Origin of the sequence: Mucilaginibacter pankratovii, from assembly GCF_014773265.1 — a bacterium.
Classification (GTDB): Bacteria; Bacteroidota; Bacteroidia; order Sphingobacteriales; family Sphingobacteriaceae; genus Mucilaginibacter; species Mucilaginibacter pankratovii.
The window spans coordinates 257,524-279,081 of record NZ_JACWMY010000006.1 but is presented as its reverse complement, the minus strand read 5'-3'; the positions used below and the strand labels follow the sequence as shown (position 1 = coordinate 279,081).

Sequence of the window (21,558 nt, the reverse complement as noted above, 5' to 3'; positions counted from 1 at the left end):
TCCGCAAAGAGGGTGAAGAAAAAGAAAAAAACGAAAACTCCCCTCTTTCCGAAGGAGAGAGGGATTGGGGGTGAGTCAACTCGCGACGCGGACATTTGCGCCACGCCTCGAATATTTTTATTTTAAATAGTCTTCCCCGTCATCCGGCTGATAACTTCGCGGTAATTATCGGTGTAAGGCACTTCGGCATCCTCCAGCTTAATACGGCCCTTGCGTACCGATTGTACGTAACCCAGGTTAACGATGTATGATTTATGCGTACGGAAGAACTGGTGCGCAGGCAGCTGTTCCTCCAATGCCTTTATGGTTATCCGCGATAATACCGGTTTGGCAATTCCGTTGCGGTGCAGTTTTACGTAATCTTTCAGCCCTTCTATATAAGTTATCTCGCCATGATTTATCCTGATGAGGTTGTAATCGGCATAAACGAAAAGGTGGTCGCGGCTGGGCTCCGGCGCAATTGCAGCAGGTTTATTTTCGATATCGTGCAAATGGAGTGCCTTATTACAGGCTTTTAGAAATCGCTCCAGGGGCACGGGTTTTAGCAGGTAATCTACCACGTCCAGCTCAAAGCCGTCCACGGCAAATTCATGGTAGGCGGTTATAAATATCACCATGGGCTTTTGGGCAAGGCTTTTTACAAATTGCAACCCGCTAATGCCCGGCATTTGTATATCGCAGAATACCAGGTCGACCGGCTCGGCATGTAAAACCTGCATAGCCTGTGCTGCCGAGCGGCAACTGGCTACCAATTGCAGGCGTGGCACCTGTTTTATATTATCTGCTAAAAGTTCAAGCGCAAGTGGCTCATCATCAATAATTATACACCGCATATCTACCCGGGCAAGCATTAGGGGCTTCCACTATTCAAAGAAACATCATGTGGCACACATTATTATTTTTTTAACATTATTTAACGCGTTTGGTCTCGTCATTAAGGCCATTGGTCGAGTATTTTTGCACATTATTGCATTTTAAACCTCTTTTGCCACATGAACAAGCCAAGCTATAAACCCTGGGTGTACAATTTGCTACCGGCATTGGTGTGGTTCCTGTTATTGGTGCTGCCGTTTGTAAGCTCGCCGCCCAACATCCCCGAGTGGATGCATCATCGCTTTATAACCAATATTGTTACCTCCAATATCATACTACTGGCGCTGTTTTACATTCATACTTACCTGCTTTACCCCCTATTGCAAAAACGCGGATGGTTAATTTATCTAACATCGCTAACTGCTTTACTGGCTTGCTACTGGCTATACTGGTGGTTTTTTAGAGGAAATCCTCCACGCCCCCCGGCAGGTAGCTTTCCGCGCGACTGGCACGATTCCGTCCCCTACCGGCCTGGCGAAACAAACCACGGTCAGCGGTCATTTGGGTCGCCAATGGGCAGAGGGCCGGGCATATTCATGCCTATCCTTTCACCATTTATCGCACTGCTATGCAGCTTTTGTTACCGCATAATACTGGATAACAATGCCCGGCAGCAACTGCTAAAGGAAAGGGAAACCGTGCACCTGCGCACCGAACTCAACTTTTTACGTTCGCAGATAAACCCGCATTTTTTGTTCAATGTGCTCAATAACCTCACCTCGCTCGCCCGCAAAAAATCCGACCAGGTGGAACCCGCCATCATGAACCTATCGCATCTGATGCGTTACATGCTGTACGAAAGCGACGACAACCGGGTACCGCTGGATAAGGAAATAGCTTACCTGAATAGCTATATCGAACTGCAATTGCTGCGATTTGGCAGCGAATTAAAGGTTGAAGCCGATATGGCAGGCGACTACTCTTCCTACCATATCGGCCCTATGCTGCTTATCGCGCTGGTAGAAAATGCTTTTAAACACGGCACGGATACACTGGGTCAAACCACTATTCACATCGCTTTGAAAATACCAGCATGCGGGCGTAGATTATACTTCAGCATTGTTAACGATATCCAGCAACACGACAATGCATCCCGCCCCGGCGAGGGCATCGGACTAAAAAATGTAAAGCGCAGGCTGGATATACTTTACCCCAACAAACACCAGTTAATTACCACCAACACAGGCACCCTATTCTCTGCGGAATTGAATATAGAACTGGATTAAGCGCTTATTTTAGCTAAAAGCACTGCCAAAACGAACCTTTCTTGTTTTATATTGTGATATCTTTACCGTTAAATATAACACCATGAAACACGATGAAGTTGTTGCCGCACTAAAAGTAATTTCCGAGAAGGGCATGGCGATAAATATAAGCAAGGATGACCTGCAAGACCTAAGATTATACAACCTGATAGAGGTTGCCAAAGGCGCGGAAAAAGAAAGATCGCCGGCCTGTACTTTAACCAAAAAAGGCCGGGTAATGCTTAAGGCCAATTTAAAGCCAAAAGCTTAAACATCTAATCCTTTATAAAACCTACCCCCTGGGCATACTCCGGTTTTTTCAGCTGCTTTTTTAATCCCTGGAAACTCCTGGTGGGGCCCTCTGCGGCAAGCATGTTGATGAGCCAGGCGGGGATGTTCCCTCCGGGATCTACCTGCAGGGTGTACACTACTTTTATCTTATCTTTCTGGAGCGGTGTGATGATCCATTCGCCTTTGGAGGCAGTTATTCTCACGATATCGTCCTTCACCGGTACAAAACCCGGTACGGCAGGGCCATCTACTGTTACCACTTTTGTTTCGGGGTTTTGGTGAACAATGAGGTGGGCAACAAAATCGCGGTTGGTGGCGGGCCAGGGTACATCTATCTCCGAATAATAATACAATTCTGATGGCGATACCTGTTTTAGCAGGGTACAAAGCTTGGTATGAGAAACCCACTCGGTACAGCCTTTTACATCCAGCAGCACTTTTACCAATTGTGCAGCGGTGGCATCCAGATCGGCCTCCACTTTTATGGCTTTAAATTTTGAGCCGGGCACCAAACTGGTAAAAACCTTTATCCCATCCTTATCTGTTTTGGGTGACCATTTATATTGGGCGGAAGTGGTAGATATTTTAAAAATGAATAAAAATAAAAGTAACTTTTTGTACATGGATAAACTTTAATACTGCTAAACGCCGCAAAATAGAAATTATTAAGCTGATGTATTATTCCTGATACAATTATGACAATTTACAGGTAAATCGCCCGTAATGGAGCCGGAACCATACTGCATCAAGTGTCCATACCATTAAATTTCATAGCGTTTACTTATGGATGCGCGCTAATAAAACAGCCTACCCAAACAAGGGGTAGGCTGCCCTCACCACATCACAATTAACATTCTTAATTTATGCCCGCACGTTTAAATTGGTGCCGGAGATCACCACATTGTATTTTTTGAGGGAGTTTACTGCCGGCCCCTGCAACACAGAACCTTCTTTACTGAAACGGCTGCCATGCAGCGGACAAATGTAGATCCCCCCGGCCTGGTTATAATTGATAAAGGTGCCTTCGTGCGTGCAGGCCACCTGTACGGCAGAAAATGCATCCGCGGTGTTACCTGCCGCGGTACGGGCTAAAATTACACCGTTAGATACCTTGGCATCGCCAATGTTAAGCAGCTCGGTATTCAGGTTGGTGGTAAATATATTGCCATCGCTGCCCGGCGTGGGGTCTTCGTTTTTGGGGTTACTGCCGCAAGATACCAAACTGCATCCCGTGCAAACTGCCGCCAGGCCAATGCCCAGCTTCGCTAAAAATTCATGTCTTTCCATGTTGTTGTATTTTTGTAGGGTTAATAAAAATCAGTGTCTTAAACAATGCGTAAATGTCCTCCTGCCGAGTTGACTCACCCCCTGCCCCTCTCTGCTGTGGGGAGGGGTGATTCAAATATGCAAGCGACAAAACGCGACTATTTTAAAAGCTTTGTTAATAAGCTTTTTTTGCTTTTTTATTGAAGCTGAACATTCTCGAAATAGTAAAACCTAAGCGGAACTGCCCCTTGCCCCAATCGCTTTGGCTGGCGCTGAGGTAGCTGGTTTCGGTTATCGCTTTGGCATTGCTGAACACGATGGTGAACACGTGCCCACCGGTTTCAATCTCAATACCTATACCCAGCGGGTCGTAAAAGGCGTTATCCCCGGTTGCGTTGCTGCGGAACGAAGAGAAGGGGTGTGCGTAATCCACCACTATGCCCATCCGCTTGGTAACCTTTAAGCGGCCCGCTATGCCCATGGCAAAAAAGCTGCGCTCGTTCCCCGCCAAAAACGGAAAGGGTGAATTATTGCGCACATAGGTTGGCGTTAACTGCAGGGAAAAGTTGGATGAGAATTTACGGGCGATGATGGCCTGCGCCACGTAGGCAAACCTATCCGCAAAAGTTGGGAACTCGCCCTGGTCGGCATGATAGGCTTTTATGCCTGCCTTGCCTAAAAGCGTTACGGCAAATGGCGTGGCGTTATCTGATGTTTGGTGTACTATGGCGTATTTAAGCCCCAGATCTACCTGCTGCGCGAATTTGCTGCGGCCAAAATCAATATCCAGGTTATCGCTAACACCATATTCAAAACCGATATAGATATCACTGGAGTTATCAAGCCCAAGTAGCGTTTTACCCCCACCTTCCGAACCGCCGATATCGCCGAAGCGGTGGATCACCAAAAAGTTGAGGTTATTCTTTTTAACGGTTTCGGTAGTAGCACCTAAAATTAACCGGGTGGATTTAAAGGTGGCGATAACCGGCTCGGCCTTGGGGGTGCTGTCCATGCTGTTGAGCAGGGAATCGGCCGCGGTCTTACTTTCCGCGGGCTTGGTTTGCGCCCATACGGCGGTACTAATTACAGCGCAGGCTGCAAGGGATATTAGCTTCTTCATGATATAAATTGTTATAGGGTTTTAGCTGCTTTTTACCGCCGTATAAGTTGCCGATACGTTCATTTTGATACTCTCGGCAATCTTCTTGAATACCAGTGTGGGGATGTCGATCTTATGATCGGCACATTTCACCATAAACTCTGATGTCATGCTTACCGTGCCGTTGTTCACCACCACCGTGCCGGTGATAGTGCGGGTTTGCGTAACGCCATGAACGTTCAGTTCGCCGGTTACGTTTACCGGGTAGCTGCCGTTTTTGGTGATGTCCACAGGTTCCTTTATCTTTCCTTTAAAGGTGGCTTTGGGATACTTATCGCTCTCCATATAATTCTCGTTAAAATGCTCCTGCATCAACGATTTTGGGAACTGGAACGAGCGGATACCCACGCTAAAGGCAAGGTCGCCGGTGGCAGGGTTGTAAACCGATGTGCCACTGCCGCTCGAGGCCTGGATATCTTCCAAGGGGGCGCTCGAGAATAAACTGATCTTCGCGTTTTTACAGGCATAGAAATCCTGCCCTGCCTGGTTTTTGATGCTTAACCAGGCAAGTAAAATAATACAGATGTACTTCATGTTACTTTGGTTTGGTGATTGAATTTATGTTCCAGTTGAAGCCAACGGCTACCCCCGCGGTATGCAGGTTTACCTGGCTATACCCCACCGGTTTCAGCGGCAGTTTCATGTACGGCTGTACACTTAAACTGAATTTTGAATTTACCCGGTGCTCGAACGTTGCGTTTAAATTAAGGTTGCTGAATAAATAGTTTTGCGGGTTGGCAACAACATAGTTTGCCGGCCCGTTAGGATATGCCGAACTGTAAGTATATTTATAATTCTCGTGCAGCATAAAGTACGATGACAGCCCCGTACCCAGCGAAAACTTGTTTTTACCTTTCTGATAAACCTGGTAACCAATGTTGAGCGGGATATCCAGCATGCGGCAATCGGCGACAACGTTTGTTGGGTCCTGCTTGAACTGGTAGCCGGTAGTGTAATTGGCAAACGTAGTTGCATACGGTTTAACAGAATAAGTTGCCCCCGTAGTGATCGTCCATTTCTTAATGCTTACCGAAAACATCGCCCCAAAATTGCTGCCCACCTTGCTCTGCTGAAAGGAGTTAACCCCGTTGATATCCGAAGAGGCAATTACGCTTAAGGCATATTGCGGGCGGTTGGCACCAAAAGAACCTGCCTTTACTTTTACCTTCGCGGGTGCTTTGGCGGGTTGTACCTGTGCCACTGCGGTTTGCCCCGCATCTGCAGCAGCGCCGATTTTAGCAGGCGATGTGGTATCCTTCTGTATGGCAACCATATCCGCTTTCGCCGGTGGTACGGTATCCTTCTGCACGGGTGCTACAACCGTATTATTCTTCTGCGGTGTGTTTATCCCGCTTGCGGCCAGTATGGTAGCCCCTGCATTTTCGGTTGAGGTAGTTCCTCTTTCGGCCTCTGCCTTTCTCTTTGGCAGATAATTACCTCCCTGCTTTTTATCTGATGTTGCCGGGGTGACCGCTATATTATTTGCAGGAGCCACTACAGGTGCCTGTGGCTTATTATTGCCGCTGGTATCGCTGTTTACATTATGTGGCACCTGTTTAACTACAACTTGCTGGGTTGGTTTAACCGCTGCCTGGTCGGCTTTAAATAACCACCAGCCTATAAATAATAACAACAGGGCGGCTATGCCGCTTATTATTGGCAGCCAGTAGGCAATAATGGGGCGTTTTTTGCCTTTATCCAGCATTTGTTCAAGGGCATCCCAATCATCCTCGTTGTAAGCGAGGTTGTTCGCCGGGTCGTCCAGGCGCTTTTTAAATATGTTATCTATTTTCTCCTCCCCCTCTTTCATTTCCGGATACCGTTATTAAAAAAAGCGTTTTTGATATCGCTGCCGCATATCGCTACAATGGGGTTGTAATCCATTCCCCGGTTATAGTTTTGGTTGTTGCCAGCATCGTCTGCTTTTAATATCATTGTTTTTAATTTTTGTCGTGCTTTGTGCAAATTCGATTTTGATGTACCCGGGCTGATGTTCAGCATATCGCCTATCTCCTCGTGCGAGTACCCATCTATCGCAAAAAGGTTAAACACGGTACGATAGGCCTGCGGCAATTGCTGCACCATACGCAGCAGGTCTTCATAGTTTAAGTTACGGTCTACCAGTTCGCCATCTGTTAAATGCTCGGCCTTGTCCAGATCGTCGGTATACGCCATTTTAAGGTTGGCGCGATAGTAATCGATAGAAACATTCATCATAATACGGCCCAGCCATGCTTTAAAAGGCCGCGTTGTATCAAACCTGTCTATATGCGTATAAACCTTGTAAAAACCCTGGTTCATTACCTCGGCAGCCTCATCCCGGTTGTTGGCATAGCGCAGGCAAATGCCCATAGAAAAGCCATAAAATGCCTTATACAGCATTTTCTGACATTTCCTGTCCTGCTTTACACAGCCTCGTATCAGTTGATGTAACTCTTCGTCGCCCATGCGGGTTATTAAACTATATGCCTATAAATTTAACCTTATCTTTCTACATCACGTAATTGCAGGTTTAAAGGTTGCCTGTTTATTTAAAAAATATTTTAGCGTTGTTTAAACATTTGATTTTAAAGCATTTAAATTCTTGAAGCAAAATCGTTCAATATTTATTTCTCCTGTGCCTTTACCAGTAGGCAACCCCTGCCCCATTGTAAACGATATAGTATATAACCAGCCACAATTAAAAGGCGGGTTACACCCTATTATTCATCATACAATATCCATAAATGATACCGGTTTCCATCGTAATTATTACCAAAAACGAAGCGGCTATATTGGGCAGATGCCTTAAAATGGCAAGCTTTATCAGCGATGATATCGTAGTGGTAGATAATGGCAGCACCGATGGTACCCTAAAAATTGCCGAAGCTTACGGCTGCCGCGTTTACCATAAAAGCTGGGATGGCTACGGTGCCAATAAAAATAAAGGCGTTGCGCTTGCCCGGTACGAATGGATATTGAGCATAGATGCCGATGAGATAGCCGATGTACAACTCATTAACACCCTGCACGGCTTAACATTTGATAACCCTGATGTGGTGTACGATATCCAATTCCGATCGTACTTTGGGGATAAGCTAATTAAATACGGCACCTGGGGCCGCGACCACCACCGCCGCCTTTTTAACCGCACCCGGGTAAGATGGTCGGAAACGGAGGTGCACGAAACTTTACTGCTGCCGCCCGGCACAACAGTAAAAAAGGTAGGCGGCTATCTGCACCATTACTCGGTACAAAATATAAAAGAGTGCGATAAAAAAGCGATGCATTACGCTCGATTAAGTGCGATTAAATATTTAAACGCGGGCAAAAAGTCTACCTTTTTTAAACTCTACTTTTCCCCTGTGTTTGGCTTTCTTGTTAGCTACCTTTTCCGCCTGGGTTTTTTAGACGGGCTGGAAGGAATGGATATCGCCCTGATGCTTTATAAGAACACCCGGCTTAAATATCATTACTTAAAGCTTTTTGAAGAAGGCAAATACCTACCTTCGGGTAAGTTACCGGCACCCAAAAAACTGGTGGTTGAATATTGATCGTTTTGAAAAGCAAATTATTTCAAAATCTTTCGGCAAATACCCTGCAGCTGGTTATTAATCAACTGGCCGGACTGGTTATTTTTTACCTGCTCTCTACCGGGCTCGATAAAAACAGCTTCGGCCAACTGAACCTCGCGCTGGCTATCCTGATGATGGCCTTTAACCTGCTCTCATTAGGTATCGACCAGGTCTCTATCCGCAAGATCGCTTCAGGCGAAGATACCCGGGAGGTGCTCTCGCTTTACCTTTTCCATGTATTGCTAACCGGTTTGCTGTTTTACGGCGCTTTGCTGCTGGGCAGCTTATTCATCAGCCAAACTAACGGCGTTTACCCGCTGCTTTTACTGGTCGGCGCGGGAAAGCTGATGATCTACTTTTCCACCCCATTTAAACAAGCCGCCAGCGGGCTGGAACGTTTTAAAATGCTGGGTAGCATGCTCGTGGTATCTAACCTAATACGAAGCGTGGCTTTATTAGTGCTGGCTATTATACACGTTATTTCATTGCAAAACGCCGTTATTATTTTTGTAGCCGGAGATGTGCTGGAGCTACTGATCACCGGGGTGATTTTCAGTCGCGGCACTAAGATCTCTTTTAATGTTTTGTGGCACAGGGCTAAATATGCTGCCTTGCTTCGCGAGGCGTTGCCGCAAACCGGGGTTAATATCCTCACTTCTGCCATGGCGAGGTTCGATTGGGTGTTTATCGGTTTTATGGCATCGGCGATAAAACTGGCCGAATACAGCTTTGCTTATAAGGTTTTTGAGATGAGCACACTCCCGTTGCTGGCCATAGCGCCGCTACTGATACCCAAATTCACCAAAATGTTTAAGCAGGATGCGGTGGATATCGCGCCCCTTCAAAACCTGGTACGTGCCGAAATGGGCATCGCCGCTTTTACCGGGCTGGCGCTTAACATCCTCTGGTCGCCAGTTGTGGATGCGATCACCGGCGGCAAATACGGCGCTGTTAATGCCGGCACCGTATTCATCCTTTCGCTTTGCATCCCCTTCCTGTACCTCAATAATTTTTTGTGGACCATCTTTTTTGCCAAAGGCGAAATGAAGTTGATATTGAAAGGGTTCATCATTACGTTTTTGGTAAACGCCGGGCTGGATGTTGTACTGATACCCATTTTTGGCAACGAGGGTGCAGCCGCCGGATTCCTGGCATCGTACCTGGTACAGGCAGTATTTTATTTAAGCCATAATCGCATTAAACCGCTAAATACCATTTGGCAAAACCTGGCGCTGTGTACGGCTTGTGCTTTGGCAAGTGGTGCGGCCATGAAATTTTGCGCAGTTAATTGCTGGCTGGCATTAGCGCTGGGCGCAGCAATTTATGTTATCCTCCTTTACTTAACCCGCCAGCTAAAACTTAGCGACAAGGAAACCGTGGCGGCAGCTTTTTCGGCATAAATTTTTGGTGTTCGAGACTTTAAAATTCGTTTCTGATCGCTCGCAGATTTTACTCACCCCGACATCGCTTCGCTTGTCGACCCTCTCTACCTGCGGTAAAGAGGGTGAGGAAGTGAAGTCCCCCTTCTTTGCCCAATAGAAAAGTTTTCTTTTTTCTTCACCTTCTTTGCGAAGCAGAGAGGGTCGAACAGCGGAGCGCATTCAGGGTGAGTAAAATCGCGACCTAGAAATATCCACGATATTCCAATATAAATATCCTCAACCATCTCTCCCCACAGGCAACCATTCCAAATTCCAAAGCGTAATGTTTTTAGAGAATTAACCCGGACGAATTATAATTCTTTCTGGATAAACGGCCGCTGCCGTTTGCTCCCCAACTCAGCTAAACTATAATACGCAATGGCCATAAGCCCCATCAACATCAAAAAATGGAAGAGTTATGCAGACTGGAAACTGCTTGCCTTGCTCCTGCTGTTTTTAAATGTAAAGCTGGCAATAAAGATCCCTGCCATAGCGCTTATCTACCTCTTACAGTTCGATTTTAAGTTTGGCTTCAGCTTAAAAAATTCGCGGCTGCCATTATTCTACCTGCTTATTATTCCTTTATCGTTTGTTGGCCTGTTCATCGGCAAAGGGTATCAAAACATCAATTACCTTATCGTTTTTGCAACGGGGCTGTTTTTTTGGCTGCTGTGCATCCTGGCTATCCACCAGATAAAGCTCTCGGTAGAAAAGCAAAGCGCCGAAGTACTGCACAACACGCTCCTCCTTTTTTTTGCTATCAATGCAGGCGTATCGGCTATTAATTTGCTCCGCATCATCATCGAAACGCATGCCCTTAACCCCTATACCTATCAGGGCAACTATCAAAAATATTTCATCGGAACGGGCGACTATATCAAGGGCGTAACCTTTGATACCAGCACTACCAATGCCGCCATTAATGCTATGGGCGTTATCTATTTTTTGGTGCGCCAAAAACCACTGATGCTGATAGCCTGCATGGCTACCCTGCTTTTAACAGGCAGCAACTTTATCAATATTGTTTTATTACTGGTCCTCGCCTTGCTGTTCATTTTCAGGAGCACCCGCATGCAGAAAAGCCTGGTGGTTATCTGCCTTATGTTGCTGGTTACTTTTATGGTGAAGGTATCGCCGCAAAACAATACCTATGTTGCCGAAACCATCAAGAACACCCTTGAAAAACCGGCGCGCCGTACTGTTTCGCAAACGGTAGCAATACCCTTAACCCTACGCCCCGATTCGGAACTTAACCCGGAAGAACGGAAGGAGAAATTCGCCAAACTGTACCTGGATAGCCTGAGCAGTGCCGAGTATTTAAAAGACACCAAAGGCAAGTTGCCCGTTGTAAAAAAAGAGGTCATCCGTAATGATGACGGGCGTATATTGTTGCCGCAGGCCAATATCCACTCGGCCAAATACCAAAGCATTAAAGTACCGCAAGCGGCCCAGCAGCCCCTTATCCGGTTTATCAACACGCATGATACGGCGTTGCCCATTTCTGCCAAAACCATCCGGGTACCCACGTTGCCGGGCAAAGCCATCAGCGTTTTACAAACGGCCAAATTCCTGGTACAGCACCCGGCCAAAATACTTACCGGCGATGGCATGGGGAATTTCTCGTCCAAGCTGGCCTTCCGGGCAACCGGGCTGGGTATAGCGGGCGGCTACCCGCATCAATACGCCTACATCAATCACGATTTTTTAGAGAACCACCTGGATGTGTACCTCGATTTTTTTAGCAAGCAAACCGGGCTGCATTCGCTAACCAACAGCCCTTTCTCGGTTTACGACCAGCTATTAGCCGAATACGGCCTCATTGGCTTAGTTCTATTCTTTATCTATTACCTGTGGTTTTTCGCCAGGCATTACCGCAAGCTTACTTACGGGCTGCCCATTTTATTGCTGTTGATGGCGGTGCTGTTTGTCGATTACTGGTTTGAGCAATTATCCATCATGGTGTTTTTTGAGCTGTTGCTGTTCCTCAATATAAAGGAAACTGCCGAACAGAAAGGAGAGCTTACCCATGCCTGAGCCAAAGATCACCGTTTTAATGCCGGCCTATAATGCCGGTAAATATATTCATGAGGCCATCAGTTCGGTATTGGGGCAAACGTTTGGCGATTTTGAGCTGATGATCGTAAATGATGGCTCTACTGATGATACGCTGGATATCATCAGTTCGTTCAACGATGCCCGCATCGTGGTGATCCACCAGGCTAACAAAGGCGTGGCTGCGGCCCTTAACACCGGGTTAAAATATGCACGTGCGCCTTACATCGCCCGTTTTGATGCCGATGATATTTGCTACCCCACCCGGCTGCAGGTGCAGTACGATTTTATCAGCAGCCATCCCGAATACAGCATCATTGGCTCCGAGGCGGATTATATTAATACCGAAGGTGAATTTCTGTTCAAACATCAATTGGCCGGTTACAGCTATGATGAAATTAAACAGTTAGATGTAAGCGTTTGCCCCATGATCCATTCCTGTGTGCTTTACAAAAAGGATGTTATTGTTAACGCCGGCGGGTATAACGAGCACGCCTATACTTTTGAAGATCATTTTTTATGGGCCAACCTGCTTAAAACAGAAATGGCCTGCAATCTGCAGCAGTCGCTGATAAAAGTACGCCTCAACCCCGAATCGGTTACTATTGATGAGAAATGGCATACGCGCAAATTCCGGTTGATAAAGTATACTTCGCTCAAAACCCAGCGCATTACGGCATCCGAAGGGAAAGAATTACATGCGATAGGCAGCACCCAATACTCGCCAAAAAACAAGCAGGGGGCCTACTATGCCCTGTGCGGTAAAAAATTTTTGCTGAACAATTACCAGCCGCAGCGTGCACGGCGCAATATGGTTAAAGCTATTGCGCTGCAACCTTTACGACTGGATAATTACCTGCTTTACACCATAAGCTACCTGCCCGAGCGATTGATAAACTGGCTGCACCTAAACCTGGCAAAATAATGAGAGTAGCGTTTATCACACGGTCGACCTTATATACCGCCCCCGGTGGCGACACGGTACAGGTGTTGCAAACTGCCCGCCATTTGGCGGAGATAGGCGTGGCAGTAGAAATAAAATTATCCTGCGAGACCATCCGCTACGAGGATTTCGACCTGCTGCACTTTTTTAACCTTACCCGCCCGGCGGATATCCTGTACCACAGTCAAAGAGCTAACAAACCTTTCGTGGTATCAACCATCCTGTGCAATTACAGCGAGTACGATAAGTACGAGGCCAAAGGCTTAAGGGCGCTGATGGGTTTCCTGCCGGCAAACAGTATCGATTACATTAAAACCGTTGGCCGCTGGCTGCTCGGTAAGGACCATCTCTCGGGGAAGAGCTACCTATGGATGGGGCAGCGTAAAAGCATCGAAAAAGTATTGCGAAAGGCGGCGCTGATACTGCCCAACTCCCTGTCGGAGTATCATCGCATTATTGCCCAATATACCTGCAGCGCAAAATTCCAGGTGGTTACCAATGGTATCGATCCAAAGCTTTTTACCTGCGATAAGGAACTGAGCAAAAATAAAAACCTGGTGCTTTGCGTGGCACGAATAGAGGGTATTAAAAACCAGCTGAACCTTATTAAAGCACTAAATAATACCGGCTTTACGCTGATGCTGATCGGTTCGCACGCGCCAAACCAATTGGCGTATTACAACCGGTGCAAGGCTATAGCGGCAGATAATATCCGCTTTATAAACCACCTGCCGCAGCACGAACTGGTGGATTATTACGGCCGGGCAAAAGTACATATCCTACCCAGTTGGTTCGAAACCACCGGGCTAAGCTCCATAGAGGCGGCCGCCATGGGTTGCAACATTGTAATAACCGATAAAGGCGATACCCGCGAATATTTTGCAGATGATGCCTTTTACTGCGACCCCGGCCAGCCGCAAAGCATCCTGGCCGCGGTGCAAAAAGCAAGCGAGGCGAATTTCGACGAAGGTTTTCGCCGCAAAATATTAAAACAATTCACCTGGCAACAGGCAGCCATACAAACATACAAAGCATATCAATTAGCATACTCAGCATGAAACTACGAATTGGCATTTTAGGCACGCGCGGCATCCCCAATCATTACGGCGGCTTTGAGCATATCTCCGAATATGTATCAGAAGGGCTGGTGAGAAAGGGGCATTCGGTTACGGTTTATAACTCGCACAACCACCCCTACACCGCCAATAACTGGAACGGCGTAGATATTGTACACTGTTACGACCCCGAATATTTAATAGGCACCGCCGGCCAGTTCGCCTATGATTTTAATTGCCTGGCCGATGCCCGCAAACGAAAGTTCGATGTGGTTTTACTGATGGGTTATACCAGCAGTTCGGTTTGGGGGAAGTTGTACCCAAAGGATAGCGCCATCATTACCAATATGGATGGGCTGGAGTGGAAACGATCCAAATACGCTAAACCCGTGCAGCGCTTTTTAAAATATGCAGAAAAACTGGCGGTAAAACACAGCCAGTATTACATTGCCGATTCGCGGGTAATTAAAGGCTACCTAAAAGATAAATACCATATCGATAGCCGCTACATCCCCTACGGTGCCGACTTATTCTCTGAGCAGGAGCGCGAGCAGTTTGATAAAAGCGAGGCACAAAAAGAAGATTACTTTTTGTTGATGGCCCGCATGGAGCCCGAGAATAATATCGAAAGCATTTTAGAGGGCTTTAATAACAGTACATCGCGTAAAAACTTTAAGGTGCTGGGCGATACCGGCAACCGCTTTGGCAAATTCATCACCCATAAGTTTAAGAACGATGAGCGCATCCAGTTTAAAGGATCAATATTTGATAATACGGCGGTGCGGTCGTTGCAAAATAACTCTTATTTGTATTTCCACGGGCACAGCGTTGGCGGCACTAATCCTTCGCTTTTAGAGGCGATGGCCAGCGAGGCACTCATCGCGGCGCACGATAACCCTTTCAATAAATCGGTACTGAGTTCTGATGCTTTTTATTTTAACAATGCCGCCGAGGTGCGCAACCTGGTGGAGAATGTGCAGCGCCACGATACCGAAAAAACGATGGTAAAAAACAACCTCCACAAAATACAATACCAGTTTAACTGGGAAAAGATAATAGACGAGTACGAAGAATTTATAATGGAATGCCACTATGCCCGCCAAATTGAAAAAATTGTTCCCGGCAGCAGATAGCCTGGCCAACCAGATCAGCTATTACCATTTAATGCTGCTGCTCATCAGCCTGCCGTACGACAGGTTTTACAGCCATTTGATCCTGATCAGCTACATTCTTCACACGCTAATAAACCTGCGGAAGGCAGAGATAAAACCAATGCTTACCATAACCAACATCGTGCTGGCATCGGTGTTTTTTGTTACGGTTGCGGGTACACTATACAGCATAAACAAACCCGAGGCCTTTAACGAATGGGCCAAGCAGATCACTATTTTGCTGTTCCCGCTGGTGTTTTGCCTCAACCCTATCGACATTAAAAAGTACCGCAACAACCTGCTTTTGGTGTTTGCAATAAGCAGTACGGTAGCTATTCTTTTACTTTATCTGCAAGCATTAAGGACCATCCGGTTTTACCATTTCCCATTGTCCGCCCTGTTTTCTGCGGATTTTACCAACCATAATTTTTCGGGGCCGCTGGAGATCCACGCCACTTTCTTTTCCATGCAGATGGCCATAGCCCTGGTGTTTTTAATAACAGAACTGTTAAAAGCCGAAACCGCCCGCTATAAAGCGTTATGCTGGTTTTGCTGCGCGATATTGGCGGCCGGTATTATTCAGCTGGGCTCTAAATCGGTATTTGTTTCGCTGCTGGTTATCATTAATATCGCCATTCCGATTTTTTTATTGAAGGGCGCCGGACGGATAAAATATACCGCCGTAACGCTTTCGCTTTCGGTCCTTATCATCACCGGCATCTACCGGATGGATAATTTGAAGGAACGCTATATTACCGACCTGAAAACCGACCTCGGCAAAGCCAAAGCTGAAGAACTTTTCGACCCTCGACTGGCGCGCTGGCAGGTTGCCTGGAAACTGGCGGTACAGTCGCCCGTTATCGGCCATGGCTCCGGCTCGGAAATTGGGCTGCTGAAGGAGCGTTTTTTCGAGGCCAGGTTCTACCGCTCGTACCTGGCAGGCTTGAACGCCCATAACCAATTCATCAGTTTTTTCATCAAAACAGGTACCATCGGCCTGCTGGTTTACCTGGGCACACTTTACTTCGGTTTTCGGAAAGCGGTATTCAGGAGGGACGTTCTGTTGTTTGCTTTTATGGTGATCATTGCAACCGTTTCCTGCTCCGAGAATTTTTTAGATGTAGATAAAGGCATATTCTTTTACAGCGTTTTCTTTTCGCTGTTCATCTTCTCCGGCAGGGATAAAACAGCAGTTGTTACCGCATAAATAGTTTAAAAACAGGCAACCAAACAGGCTTTTACGCCGTCATCATTATATACAATAGCAGATACGATACCGGCTAAAGCCGGGATAAACAATATCAAAAAGCAACCCGTGTTAACCATCAACAGAAATATCTTAGCCGCCCTCGCATACTTTGATATGTTTGATTATCCCCTTACCTACGGCGAGATCTACCTGTTTTTGGGCGAAAAACATTGCCAGGTTGCGTTTAACGAGGCTATCAATTACCTGGTTGCCGGCAAAATGATCTATCAGTTTGATAAGTTCTACTCCTTAAAAAACGACTACCTCATCATTATCCGCCGTAACAGGGGCAACCAAAAAGCTGCCGAAATGATAGCGAAGGCTAAAGAAGTGGGGCGGTTACTCATCAAATTTCCGTACGTGCGCGGCATTGGCATCTCGGGTTCGTTATCAAAAAATTTCGCGGATGAAAGATCGGATATCGACCTGTTTATCATTACCGCCAAAAACCGCCTTTGGGTGGCGCGTACGCTGATGCACTGTTTTAAAAAGCTCACGTTTTTGGTAAACAAGCAACACAATTACTGCATGAATTATTATATAGATGAGCAGCAACTGCAAATTGCCGAAAAGAACATCTATACCGCCATCGAAACCGATACGCTGATCCCCTTGGAGGGCGATGTGGTGTTTGAGAAATTCTACGCCGCCAACAGCTGGACACGCAACTTTCTGCCTAATAAAACCCTGCGCCTCGCTTCGGCGAAGCCATTAAAAACCCATGCGCTTAAAAAACTGGTAGAATTCCTGCTGAATAACAGGCTGGGCGATATGCTGGATGATGTTTTCCTGAAGATCACTTCTAAACGGTGGAGTAAGAAAACCATGCAGAAAAAGCTGAACCTGCGGGGGATCGTGATGGGCATGTCGGCAGGCAAGCACTTTGCCAAGCCCGACCCGGTTAATTTTCAGCACCGTTTGATAGAGCGCTATAAAAACAAACTCACCTATGTGCTGCGGCATACCGAAGAACGGGTAGCGCAATAATTACAGTTTCTTTTTTAGTGAAATGATGTAGTAGTCGCCCATGTATTTCCAGGGCCATGTGCTTTTCCATTTGTCCTCCAGCCTGCACAGGAATTTATAGGCGGAAGGACGCTTTTCCGCGAAACCTTCTATATACGATGGCGGCACAAGGGTGCATAAACCCTCGACGCTTAAAACATCAAATTCATTTTTCAGCTGTTTAACAACATATGACGGGTTATAATACCAGCACTTAAAATGCACACCCTCCACATGCGCCTTGCGCCCTTTACCGCTAAAAAACCTGCGAAACGCGGTTTTGAACTTTCCTTTAAAAACCAATAAGGTTTCCCATAAACAAAATTTGGGGAGGATAACGAGCGTAGCCACACCGCCCGGTTTTAATAACGCCGAAAACGAGGCCAGTACTTTATCCAGCTCGCCGGTGCAATTTAAGCCCGCAAAATTGGAGAAGATGAGGTCGTATGGGCCTGTGTTTTTTAATTCGCTTAATTGGGTGTATGAGCAAATTTCATTACTGACCTTTTCTGCCATCCCATACAGCTCCGCCTTGCGTTTCAGTTCGGCCTGCATCCCGGCAGAGATGTCGGTAGCATGAACTTTAAAGCCATTCTGCGCGAAGAACAAGGCATCCTCGCCGGTACCACTGTTTAATTCTAAAATGCTGCTGCCGGGTTTGAGGTATTGCAGCACATGATCGCGCACACGCTTTCGCTTGTAATTGATAATGGTATTGCCGGAGTACAGCCCATCAAACACAACCGATTGATTGCTGAAGGCCGCTTCCGCCAATTGCTCATTTGGATAGATCGCTTCCGTCATAACGCGTTCTCCAATCGGTTCAGCTTTAGTTTTTCAATAAAGGTGCGCGGGGTATGATAAAACACCGAGAGCGCTTTCCTCAGCGTATTTCTTGTTATAGCCGAAGGCTCTTTCAGTAGCTTCAAAAGGCTGTTTTTGGCCAGGTGTTTATGATAGTTTTGGTGCACATAACTATGCAGCTGCTTGTAATATGGTGCCGGGAAGGTGTTGGTAAACATCAGCGCCATCTCGTCAGAATCGGCCCAGTTGGTTTTCTTTTTCAGCTCGGCCTTTACCTTTTCGTAAAAACCAGTGCCAGGTAAAGGGTATGATACCGAGATGCCTATCTCAAATGGCAACAGGCGGTTGATCATATCGATGGTAAGCCCGATATCGCTCTTTGTTTCGCCGGGGTAACCAAACTGGATAAAGAACGATGGTTTGATGCCATGCTTTTTCATCAGCCCGGTGGCTGTTGCTATCTGCGCCGTGGTGATACCTTTATCCATGGCATCCAGGATCTTTTGCGAGCCGCTTTCTGCTCCTATCCAAACATTTTCGCAACCCGAGCGGGCGAGGGCGGCAACTAATTCCTCCTCTACCAGCAGGTCGGCGCGGGATTGGATTTTAAATTTTATGCTGATACCCTCTTCCTCCAGTAGGCGCGCAAACTCCAACACCCAACCGGGTTTCAAGCCAAAAATGTCATCGCAAAACCAAATGTGGTCCATCCGGTAATTTTGTTTCAGCAGCTTAATTTCTGCCACCACATTTTGCGGACTGCGAGAATTATAGCGATTGCCGTAAATAGGCTTGGCGCACCAGTTACATTTAAACGGACAACCGCGCGTAGTGCCGATGTTGATAGAGAAATACCCCGCGTGCTGCATCCACATGTCACGGTATCTTTCCATATCTACCAGGTCCCAGGCGGGCAGGGGAAGGCTATCGAGTTCTTTTAATACCGGTCGGACAAGCGTTTTAGTAATTTTATCGCCGTCATAAAAGGCAAGCCCCATGATGCCTGTATAGTTGGTCGACCCGCTTTTGATGTGGTTACATAATTCAAGCAAGGTTTGCTCCGCTTCGCCGATGATTACAAAATCGGCGCCTTCGGCCAGGTATTCGGCATAGTGGTCGGTAGAATCGGAACTGGATACGATAACGGTACAGCCGCGTTCTTTAGCCAGCTTGCACATTCTAAATGCTGCCTCGCGCATGTTGGTGAGGCACATTTTAGTGAGGTAGTTAAAACCATCGTCGTAGATCACAAAAAATTGGGGCACATGCGCTTCAATAGCCGAGATCACCTCATCCGCACTGTGTGCAAACATGGTATCGTATAAACTTGTAGCATATCCATGCTGCCGCATTAGCGCGGCGGCATACAAAGTGCCCAGGGGCGCATAAGGCTGCCCCATCGCCCATTGCTTTGGGTCGAACCGTAAAAAGTAGGAATGAGTGAATAATATGCTGCTCATACAATTATCATTTTCTTATCGCTCTTCCGCTTTCGGAGAGGGTACTCTTCTCTTTATTCTCACCCTCTTTACCGCAGGTAGAGAGGGTCGGGCAGCGGAGCGCACCCGGGGTGAGTCAACTCGCCGGTTTGCATAGTTCGCTATTTAACTCACCCCGACATCGCTATCGCTTGTCGACCCTCTCTGCTCCGCAAAGAGGGGGATTTGATCCTATTTGCGACTTGCAACCCATTTTAATTAAGCCTGGCCAACGGCGATAAATTCAACGAACACACACATTTTACACAGGTTGGGTTGCTGCCCAGGTCCAGTGTTCTGCGGAAGTTTACTGCGGCCTCGCTGTTCAATATTTCCGCCAGCGACGAATCCCTGATATTCCCGGTAGCTTCATGGAAAAAGCAGGGGCGCACGCTGCCGTCCGCTTCGATTACTGCCGACACCCAGGGCGCATTACATTTTTTAAACGGGAAGGCATTCAAGCCATAAAAAGCGGCGTAATATCTATAGATGTCGCGCAGCTTTTCGGGCGATTCCGCAATAAAGTTGTTAGCGAAGTTGTCTTTATCAGCAATTACAGCCTCAACTATTTTCTCCAATTCATTTAACTCGTTTTCGGAAGGCAGTATCTCATGCTGTTTGGGTTCGCTCCAGGCGGTTTGGCGGTTAAAAGCGTGACTGCTTACATCGGCAGGTAAAAAACTTACCTGGTTAATCCCCATGTCTTTTGCCGCGTTTATAATGGCCTGCCAGTTGCGAAAGTTTAAACGATGGATGACCGTGCGAGCGGTAATGGGGTAGACAGGCTCTACCGAGCGAATTTGTTCCACCCCTTCCCTTAATTTTTTAAATGCCCCGGGAATATCGCGGATAGCATCATGCAGGGCCTCATCGCCATCCAGCGACAGGATAAGATCATCCACCCATTGTATAATTTCCAAAGCATGCCTTTTGATGGATAGCCCGGTAGATAACAGCGTGATCTTTATACCCTGTCTTTTCAGGATGCGGCAAAGGCCGAAGAAGTTGGCATTCAGCAAAGCCTCCCCGCCCGACATCAGCACCTGCTGCGTGCCCAATTGTTTTAAATTAGCCAGCAATCCCTCAACATCCCGCTCGGTTAGCTGCTTGAGGTTTTTGTTATCCTTCCATATATCGCACATTACGCAACGGCAATTGCAGGCGCTATGAGGCATTAATATCACCACCGGCAAGGCTGTTATCCTGTGCGTTTGCAGCGTTCGGTAACGCTTAAAAGTATGGTATAAACCCTGCCCTATCATGCCGCGTCTTTATTGATCCGTACCCAATAAAACGGACTGCCTTTAAGCAGTCGGTTTTTGATGCCATTCGGGTTACTTAATATCCGGTGATTAAAGCCCGCCAATTCATCCAGCCGATGGTGGAAATAATGGGCAGCCAATTGGGGGTAGCTAATCTTTTTGTAGTAATCAAAAGTACGCTGCCTGGCCCCCTCTGTCGTTTGCTCTGTATAAAAATTACTGTCGATGATATGGATCTCACCCCCATCTGCCAAGTACCCCTGCATCTTTGTCAGTATATCTTTCAATGGCGAAAAATATTGGATGGATGCCGCAAATACGATAACATCAAACTTTAGCCCCACAAAATATTGATTGCTAAAATCCCCCTCAAAAAATTGCAGGTTGCTTTTTTTGAAAACGCGTTTGGCCTGTTCCAATTCCACGGCGTTTACGTCCAACGCAAATACGCGGGCATCTTTTAGCCCGGCCAGCTTTGCCGCAAGCCAGCCATTGCCGCAGCCTATCTCCAAAATGGCCAGGGATTTTTTCTTTTTGGCGAGATAACTCACCAGCCGCTCTGCTGACCGCTTCCTGATCTGCCATTCTTTATAATGAACATGCGATGGCGCTATCTCCGGCAGTTGCCGCAGTTGCTCATCAGTATAGATGCGTTGCTCCAGCCCGCGTACGGCAAGGTATAGCGACTCGAAATCAGGCACTGTTTCCGCTGTTGGCAATATGTAGGTTTCCTGCTGGATCATGCTCAAAA

Annotated in this window: 21 protein-coding genes; 10 read left to right on the top strand and 11 right to left on the bottom strand. The window is 46.9% G+C overall.

The window, feature by feature from the left end:
* Positions 1-122: 122 nt before the first annotated feature.
* Positions 123-833, bottom strand: a complete 711-nt coding sequence (locus IDJ77_RS13895; protein WP_191189565.1) for a LytR/AlgR family response regulator transcription factor — start codon at positions 831-833, stop codon at positions 123-125.
* A 159-nt stretch (positions 834-992) separates the two neighbouring features.
* Here IDJ77_RS13895 and IDJ77_RS13890 point away from each other — a divergent pair, with 159 nt between their 5' ends.
* Together IDJ77_RS13890 and IDJ77_RS13885 are read left to right on the top strand one after the other, a co-directional pair.
* Entirely contained in the window at positions 993-2,099 is a 1,107-nt protein-coding gene (locus IDJ77_RS13890) for a sensor histidine kinase (RefSeq protein ID WP_191189564.1), read from the top strand.
* Between the two features lie 82 nt (positions 2,100-2,181).
* Positions 2,182-2,388 (top strand): hypothetical protein, encoded by a 207-nt coding sequence (locus IDJ77_RS13885; protein WP_191189563.1) that lies wholly within the window; start codon positions 2,182-2,184, stop codon positions 2,386-2,388.
* 4 nt (positions 2,389-2,392) lie between these two features.
* On the opposite strand, the gene IDJ77_RS13880 is transcribed toward IDJ77_RS13885, so the two are convergent.
* The 6 genes from IDJ77_RS13880 to IDJ77_RS13855 form a co-directional block, all read right to left on the bottom strand.
* Positions 2,393-3,031 (bottom strand): START domain-containing protein, encoded by a 639-nt coding sequence (locus IDJ77_RS13880; RefSeq protein ID WP_191189562.1) that lies wholly within the window; start codon positions 3,029-3,031, stop codon positions 2,393-2,395.
* Between the two features lie 238 nt (positions 3,032-3,269).
* Positions 3,270-3,695 (bottom strand): QcrA and Rieske domain-containing protein, encoded by a 426-nt coding sequence (locus IDJ77_RS13875; protein ID WP_191189561.1) that lies wholly within the window; start codon positions 3,693-3,695, stop codon positions 3,270-3,272.
* Between the two features lie 154 nt (positions 3,696-3,849).
* A complete protein-coding gene (locus IDJ77_RS13870; protein WP_191189560.1) occupies positions 3,850-4,794 on the bottom strand; it encodes a DUF5777 family beta-barrel protein in 945 nt (314 codons plus the stop codon).
* Positions 4,795-4,815: 21 nt separating this feature from the next.
* Positions 4,816-5,367, bottom strand: coding sequence for a YceI family protein (locus IDJ77_RS13865; protein ID WP_191189559.1), 552 nt, complete (start codon positions 5,365-5,367; stop codon positions 4,816-4,818).
* A gap of 1 nt (position 5,368) precedes the next feature.
* Positions 5,369-6,643 (bottom strand): hypothetical protein, encoded by a 1,275-nt coding sequence (locus tag IDJ77_RS13860; RefSeq protein WP_191189558.1) that lies wholly within the window; start codon positions 6,641-6,643, stop codon positions 5,369-5,371.
* The gene (locus tag IDJ77_RS13855) at positions 6,640-7,281 is read right to left on the bottom strand and encodes an RNA polymerase sigma factor (RefSeq protein WP_191189557.1); all 642 of its coding nucleotides are present in this window, start codon (positions 7,279-7,281) and stop codon (positions 6,640-6,642) included. The genes IDJ77_RS13860 and IDJ77_RS13855 overlap by 4 nt, the downstream gene beginning before the upstream one ends.
* Positions 7,282-7,559: 278 nt before the next feature.
* Between IDJ77_RS13855 and IDJ77_RS13850 the strand changes: the two genes are divergently transcribed.
* The 8 genes from IDJ77_RS13850 (at position 7,560) to IDJ77_RS13815 (ending at position 17,245) form a co-directional block, all read left to right on the top strand.
* Positions 7,560-8,366, top strand: a complete 807-nt coding sequence (locus tag IDJ77_RS13850) for a glycosyltransferase family 2 protein (protein WP_191189556.1) — start codon at positions 7,560-7,562, stop codon at positions 8,364-8,366.
* 5 nt (positions 8,367-8,371) lie between these two features.
* Complete coding sequence (locus IDJ77_RS13845) at positions 8,372-9,787, top strand: oligosaccharide flippase family protein (RefSeq protein ID WP_191189555.1); 1,416 nt, start codon at positions 8,372-8,374, stop codon at positions 9,785-9,787.
* 399 nt (positions 9,788-10,186) lie between these two features.
* On the top strand, positions 10,187-11,842 hold the full coding sequence (locus tag IDJ77_RS13840; protein ID WP_191189554.1) for a hypothetical protein: 1,656 nt from the start codon (positions 10,187-10,189) through the stop codon (positions 11,840-11,842).
* Positions 11,835-12,785, top strand: a complete 951-nt coding sequence (locus tag IDJ77_RS13835) for a glycosyltransferase family 2 protein (RefSeq protein ID WP_191189553.1) — start codon at positions 11,835-11,837, stop codon at positions 12,783-12,785. Before IDJ77_RS13840 ends, IDJ77_RS13835 begins: the two co-directional genes overlap by 8 nt.
* On the top strand, positions 12,785-13,861 hold the full coding sequence (locus tag IDJ77_RS13830) for a glycosyltransferase family 4 protein (protein ID WP_191189552.1): 1,077 nt from the start codon (positions 12,785-12,787) through the stop codon (positions 13,859-13,861). The genes IDJ77_RS13835 and IDJ77_RS13830 overlap by 1 nt, the downstream gene beginning before the upstream one ends.
* Positions 13,858-14,991 (top strand): DUF1972 domain-containing protein, encoded by a 1,134-nt coding sequence (locus tag IDJ77_RS13825; RefSeq protein ID WP_191189551.1) that lies wholly within the window; start codon positions 13,858-13,860, stop codon positions 14,989-14,991. The genes IDJ77_RS13830 and IDJ77_RS13825 overlap by 4 nt, the downstream gene beginning before the upstream one ends.
* Entirely contained in the window at positions 14,951-16,216 is a 1,266-nt protein-coding gene (locus tag IDJ77_RS13820) for an O-antigen ligase family protein (RefSeq protein WP_191189550.1), read from the top strand. The genes IDJ77_RS13825 and IDJ77_RS13820 overlap by 41 nt, the downstream gene beginning before the upstream one ends.
* A gap of 108 nt (positions 16,217-16,324) precedes the next feature.
* Positions 16,325-17,245 carry a hypothetical protein gene (locus tag IDJ77_RS13815; protein WP_191189549.1) on the top strand — a complete coding sequence of 307 codons (921 nt, stop codon included), beginning with the start codon at positions 16,325-16,327 and terminating at the stop codon, positions 17,243-17,245.
* On the opposite strand, the gene IDJ77_RS13810 is transcribed toward IDJ77_RS13815, so the two are convergent.
* From IDJ77_RS13810 to IDJ77_RS13795, 4 genes are all read right to left on the bottom strand, one after another.
* A complete protein-coding gene (locus tag IDJ77_RS13810) occupies positions 17,246-18,067 on the bottom strand; it encodes an SAM-dependent methyltransferase (RefSeq protein WP_191189548.1) in 822 nt (273 codons plus the stop codon).
* Entirely contained in the window at positions 18,064-19,527 is a 1,464-nt protein-coding gene (locus IDJ77_RS13805) for a B12-binding domain-containing radical SAM protein (RefSeq protein WP_191189547.1), read from the bottom strand. Before IDJ77_RS13805 ends, IDJ77_RS13810 begins: the two co-directional genes overlap by 4 nt.
* Before the next feature lie 233 nt (positions 19,528-19,760).
* Positions 19,761-20,807, bottom strand: a complete 1,047-nt coding sequence (locus tag IDJ77_RS13800; RefSeq protein WP_191189546.1) for a radical SAM protein — start codon at positions 20,805-20,807, stop codon at positions 19,761-19,763.
* A complete protein-coding gene (locus tag IDJ77_RS13795; RefSeq protein ID WP_191189545.1) occupies positions 20,804-21,550 on the bottom strand; it encodes a class I SAM-dependent methyltransferase in 747 nt (248 codons plus the stop codon). Before IDJ77_RS13795 ends, IDJ77_RS13800 begins: the two co-directional genes overlap by 4 nt.
* Positions 21,551-21,558 lie beyond the last annotated feature (8 nt).

Coding starts and splice junctions, on each gene's coding strand:
- IDJ77_RS13840 (WP_191189554.1), top strand. CDS start 10,187: ATGGCCATAAGCCCCATCAACATCAAAAAATGGAAGAGTTATGCAGAC.
- IDJ77_RS13870 (WP_191189560.1), bottom strand. CDS start 4,794: ATGAAGAAGCTAATATCCCTTGCAGCCTGCGCTGTAATTAGTACCGCC.
- IDJ77_RS13855 (WP_191189557.1), bottom strand. CDS start 7,281: ATGGGCGACGAAGAGTTACATCAACTGATACGAGGCTGTGTAAAGCAG.
- IDJ77_RS13825 (WP_191189551.1), top strand. CDS start 13,858: ATGAAACTACGAATTGGCATTTTAGGCACGCGCGGCATCCCCAATCAT.
- IDJ77_RS13810 (WP_191189548.1), bottom strand. CDS start 18,067: ATGACGGAAGCGATCTATCCAAATGAGCAATTGGCGGAAGCGGCCTTC.
- IDJ77_RS13820 (WP_191189550.1), top strand. CDS start 14,951: ATGCCCGCCAAATTGAAAAAATTGTTCCCGGCAGCAGATAGCCTGGCC.
- IDJ77_RS13890 (WP_191189564.1), top strand. CDS start 993: ATGAACAAGCCAAGCTATAAACCCTGGGTGTACAATTTGCTACCGGCA.
- IDJ77_RS13835 (WP_191189553.1), top strand. CDS start 11,835: ATGCCTGAGCCAAAGATCACCGTTTTAATGCCGGCCTATAATGCCGGT.
- IDJ77_RS13880 (WP_191189562.1), bottom strand. CDS start 3,031: ATGTACAAAAAGTTACTTTTATTTTTATTCATTTTTAAAATATCTACC.
- IDJ77_RS13875 (WP_191189561.1), bottom strand. CDS start 3,695: ATGGAAAGACATGAATTTTTAGCGAAGCTGGGCATTGGCCTGGCGGCA.
- IDJ77_RS13800 (WP_191189546.1), bottom strand. CDS start 20,807: ATGATAGGGCAGGGTTTATACCATACTTTTAAGCGTTACCGAACGCTG.
- IDJ77_RS13795 (WP_191189545.1), bottom strand. CDS start 21,550: ATGATCCAGCAGGAAACCTACATATTGCCAACAGCGGAAACAGTGCCT.
- IDJ77_RS13895 (WP_191189565.1), bottom strand. CDS start 833: ATGCGGTGTATAATTATTGATGATGAGCCACTTGCGCTTGAACTTTTA.
- IDJ77_RS13850 (WP_191189556.1), top strand. CDS start 7,560: ATGATACCGGTTTCCATCGTAATTATTACCAAAAACGAAGCGGCTATA.
- IDJ77_RS13860 (WP_191189558.1), bottom strand. CDS start 6,643: ATGAAAGAGGGGGAGGAGAAAATAGATAACATATTTAAAAAGCGCCTG.
- IDJ77_RS13885 (WP_191189563.1), top strand. CDS start 2,182: ATGAAACACGATGAAGTTGTTGCCGCACTAAAAGTAATTTCCGAGAAG.
- IDJ77_RS13830 (WP_191189552.1), top strand. CDS start 12,785: ATGAGAGTAGCGTTTATCACACGGTCGACCTTATATACCGCCCCCGGT.
- IDJ77_RS13865 (WP_191189559.1), bottom strand. CDS start 5,367: ATGAAGTACATCTGTATTATTTTACTTGCCTGGTTAAGCATCAAAAAC.
- IDJ77_RS13805 (WP_191189547.1), bottom strand. CDS start 19,527: ATGAGCAGCATATTATTCACTCATTCCTACTTTTTACGGTTCGACCCA.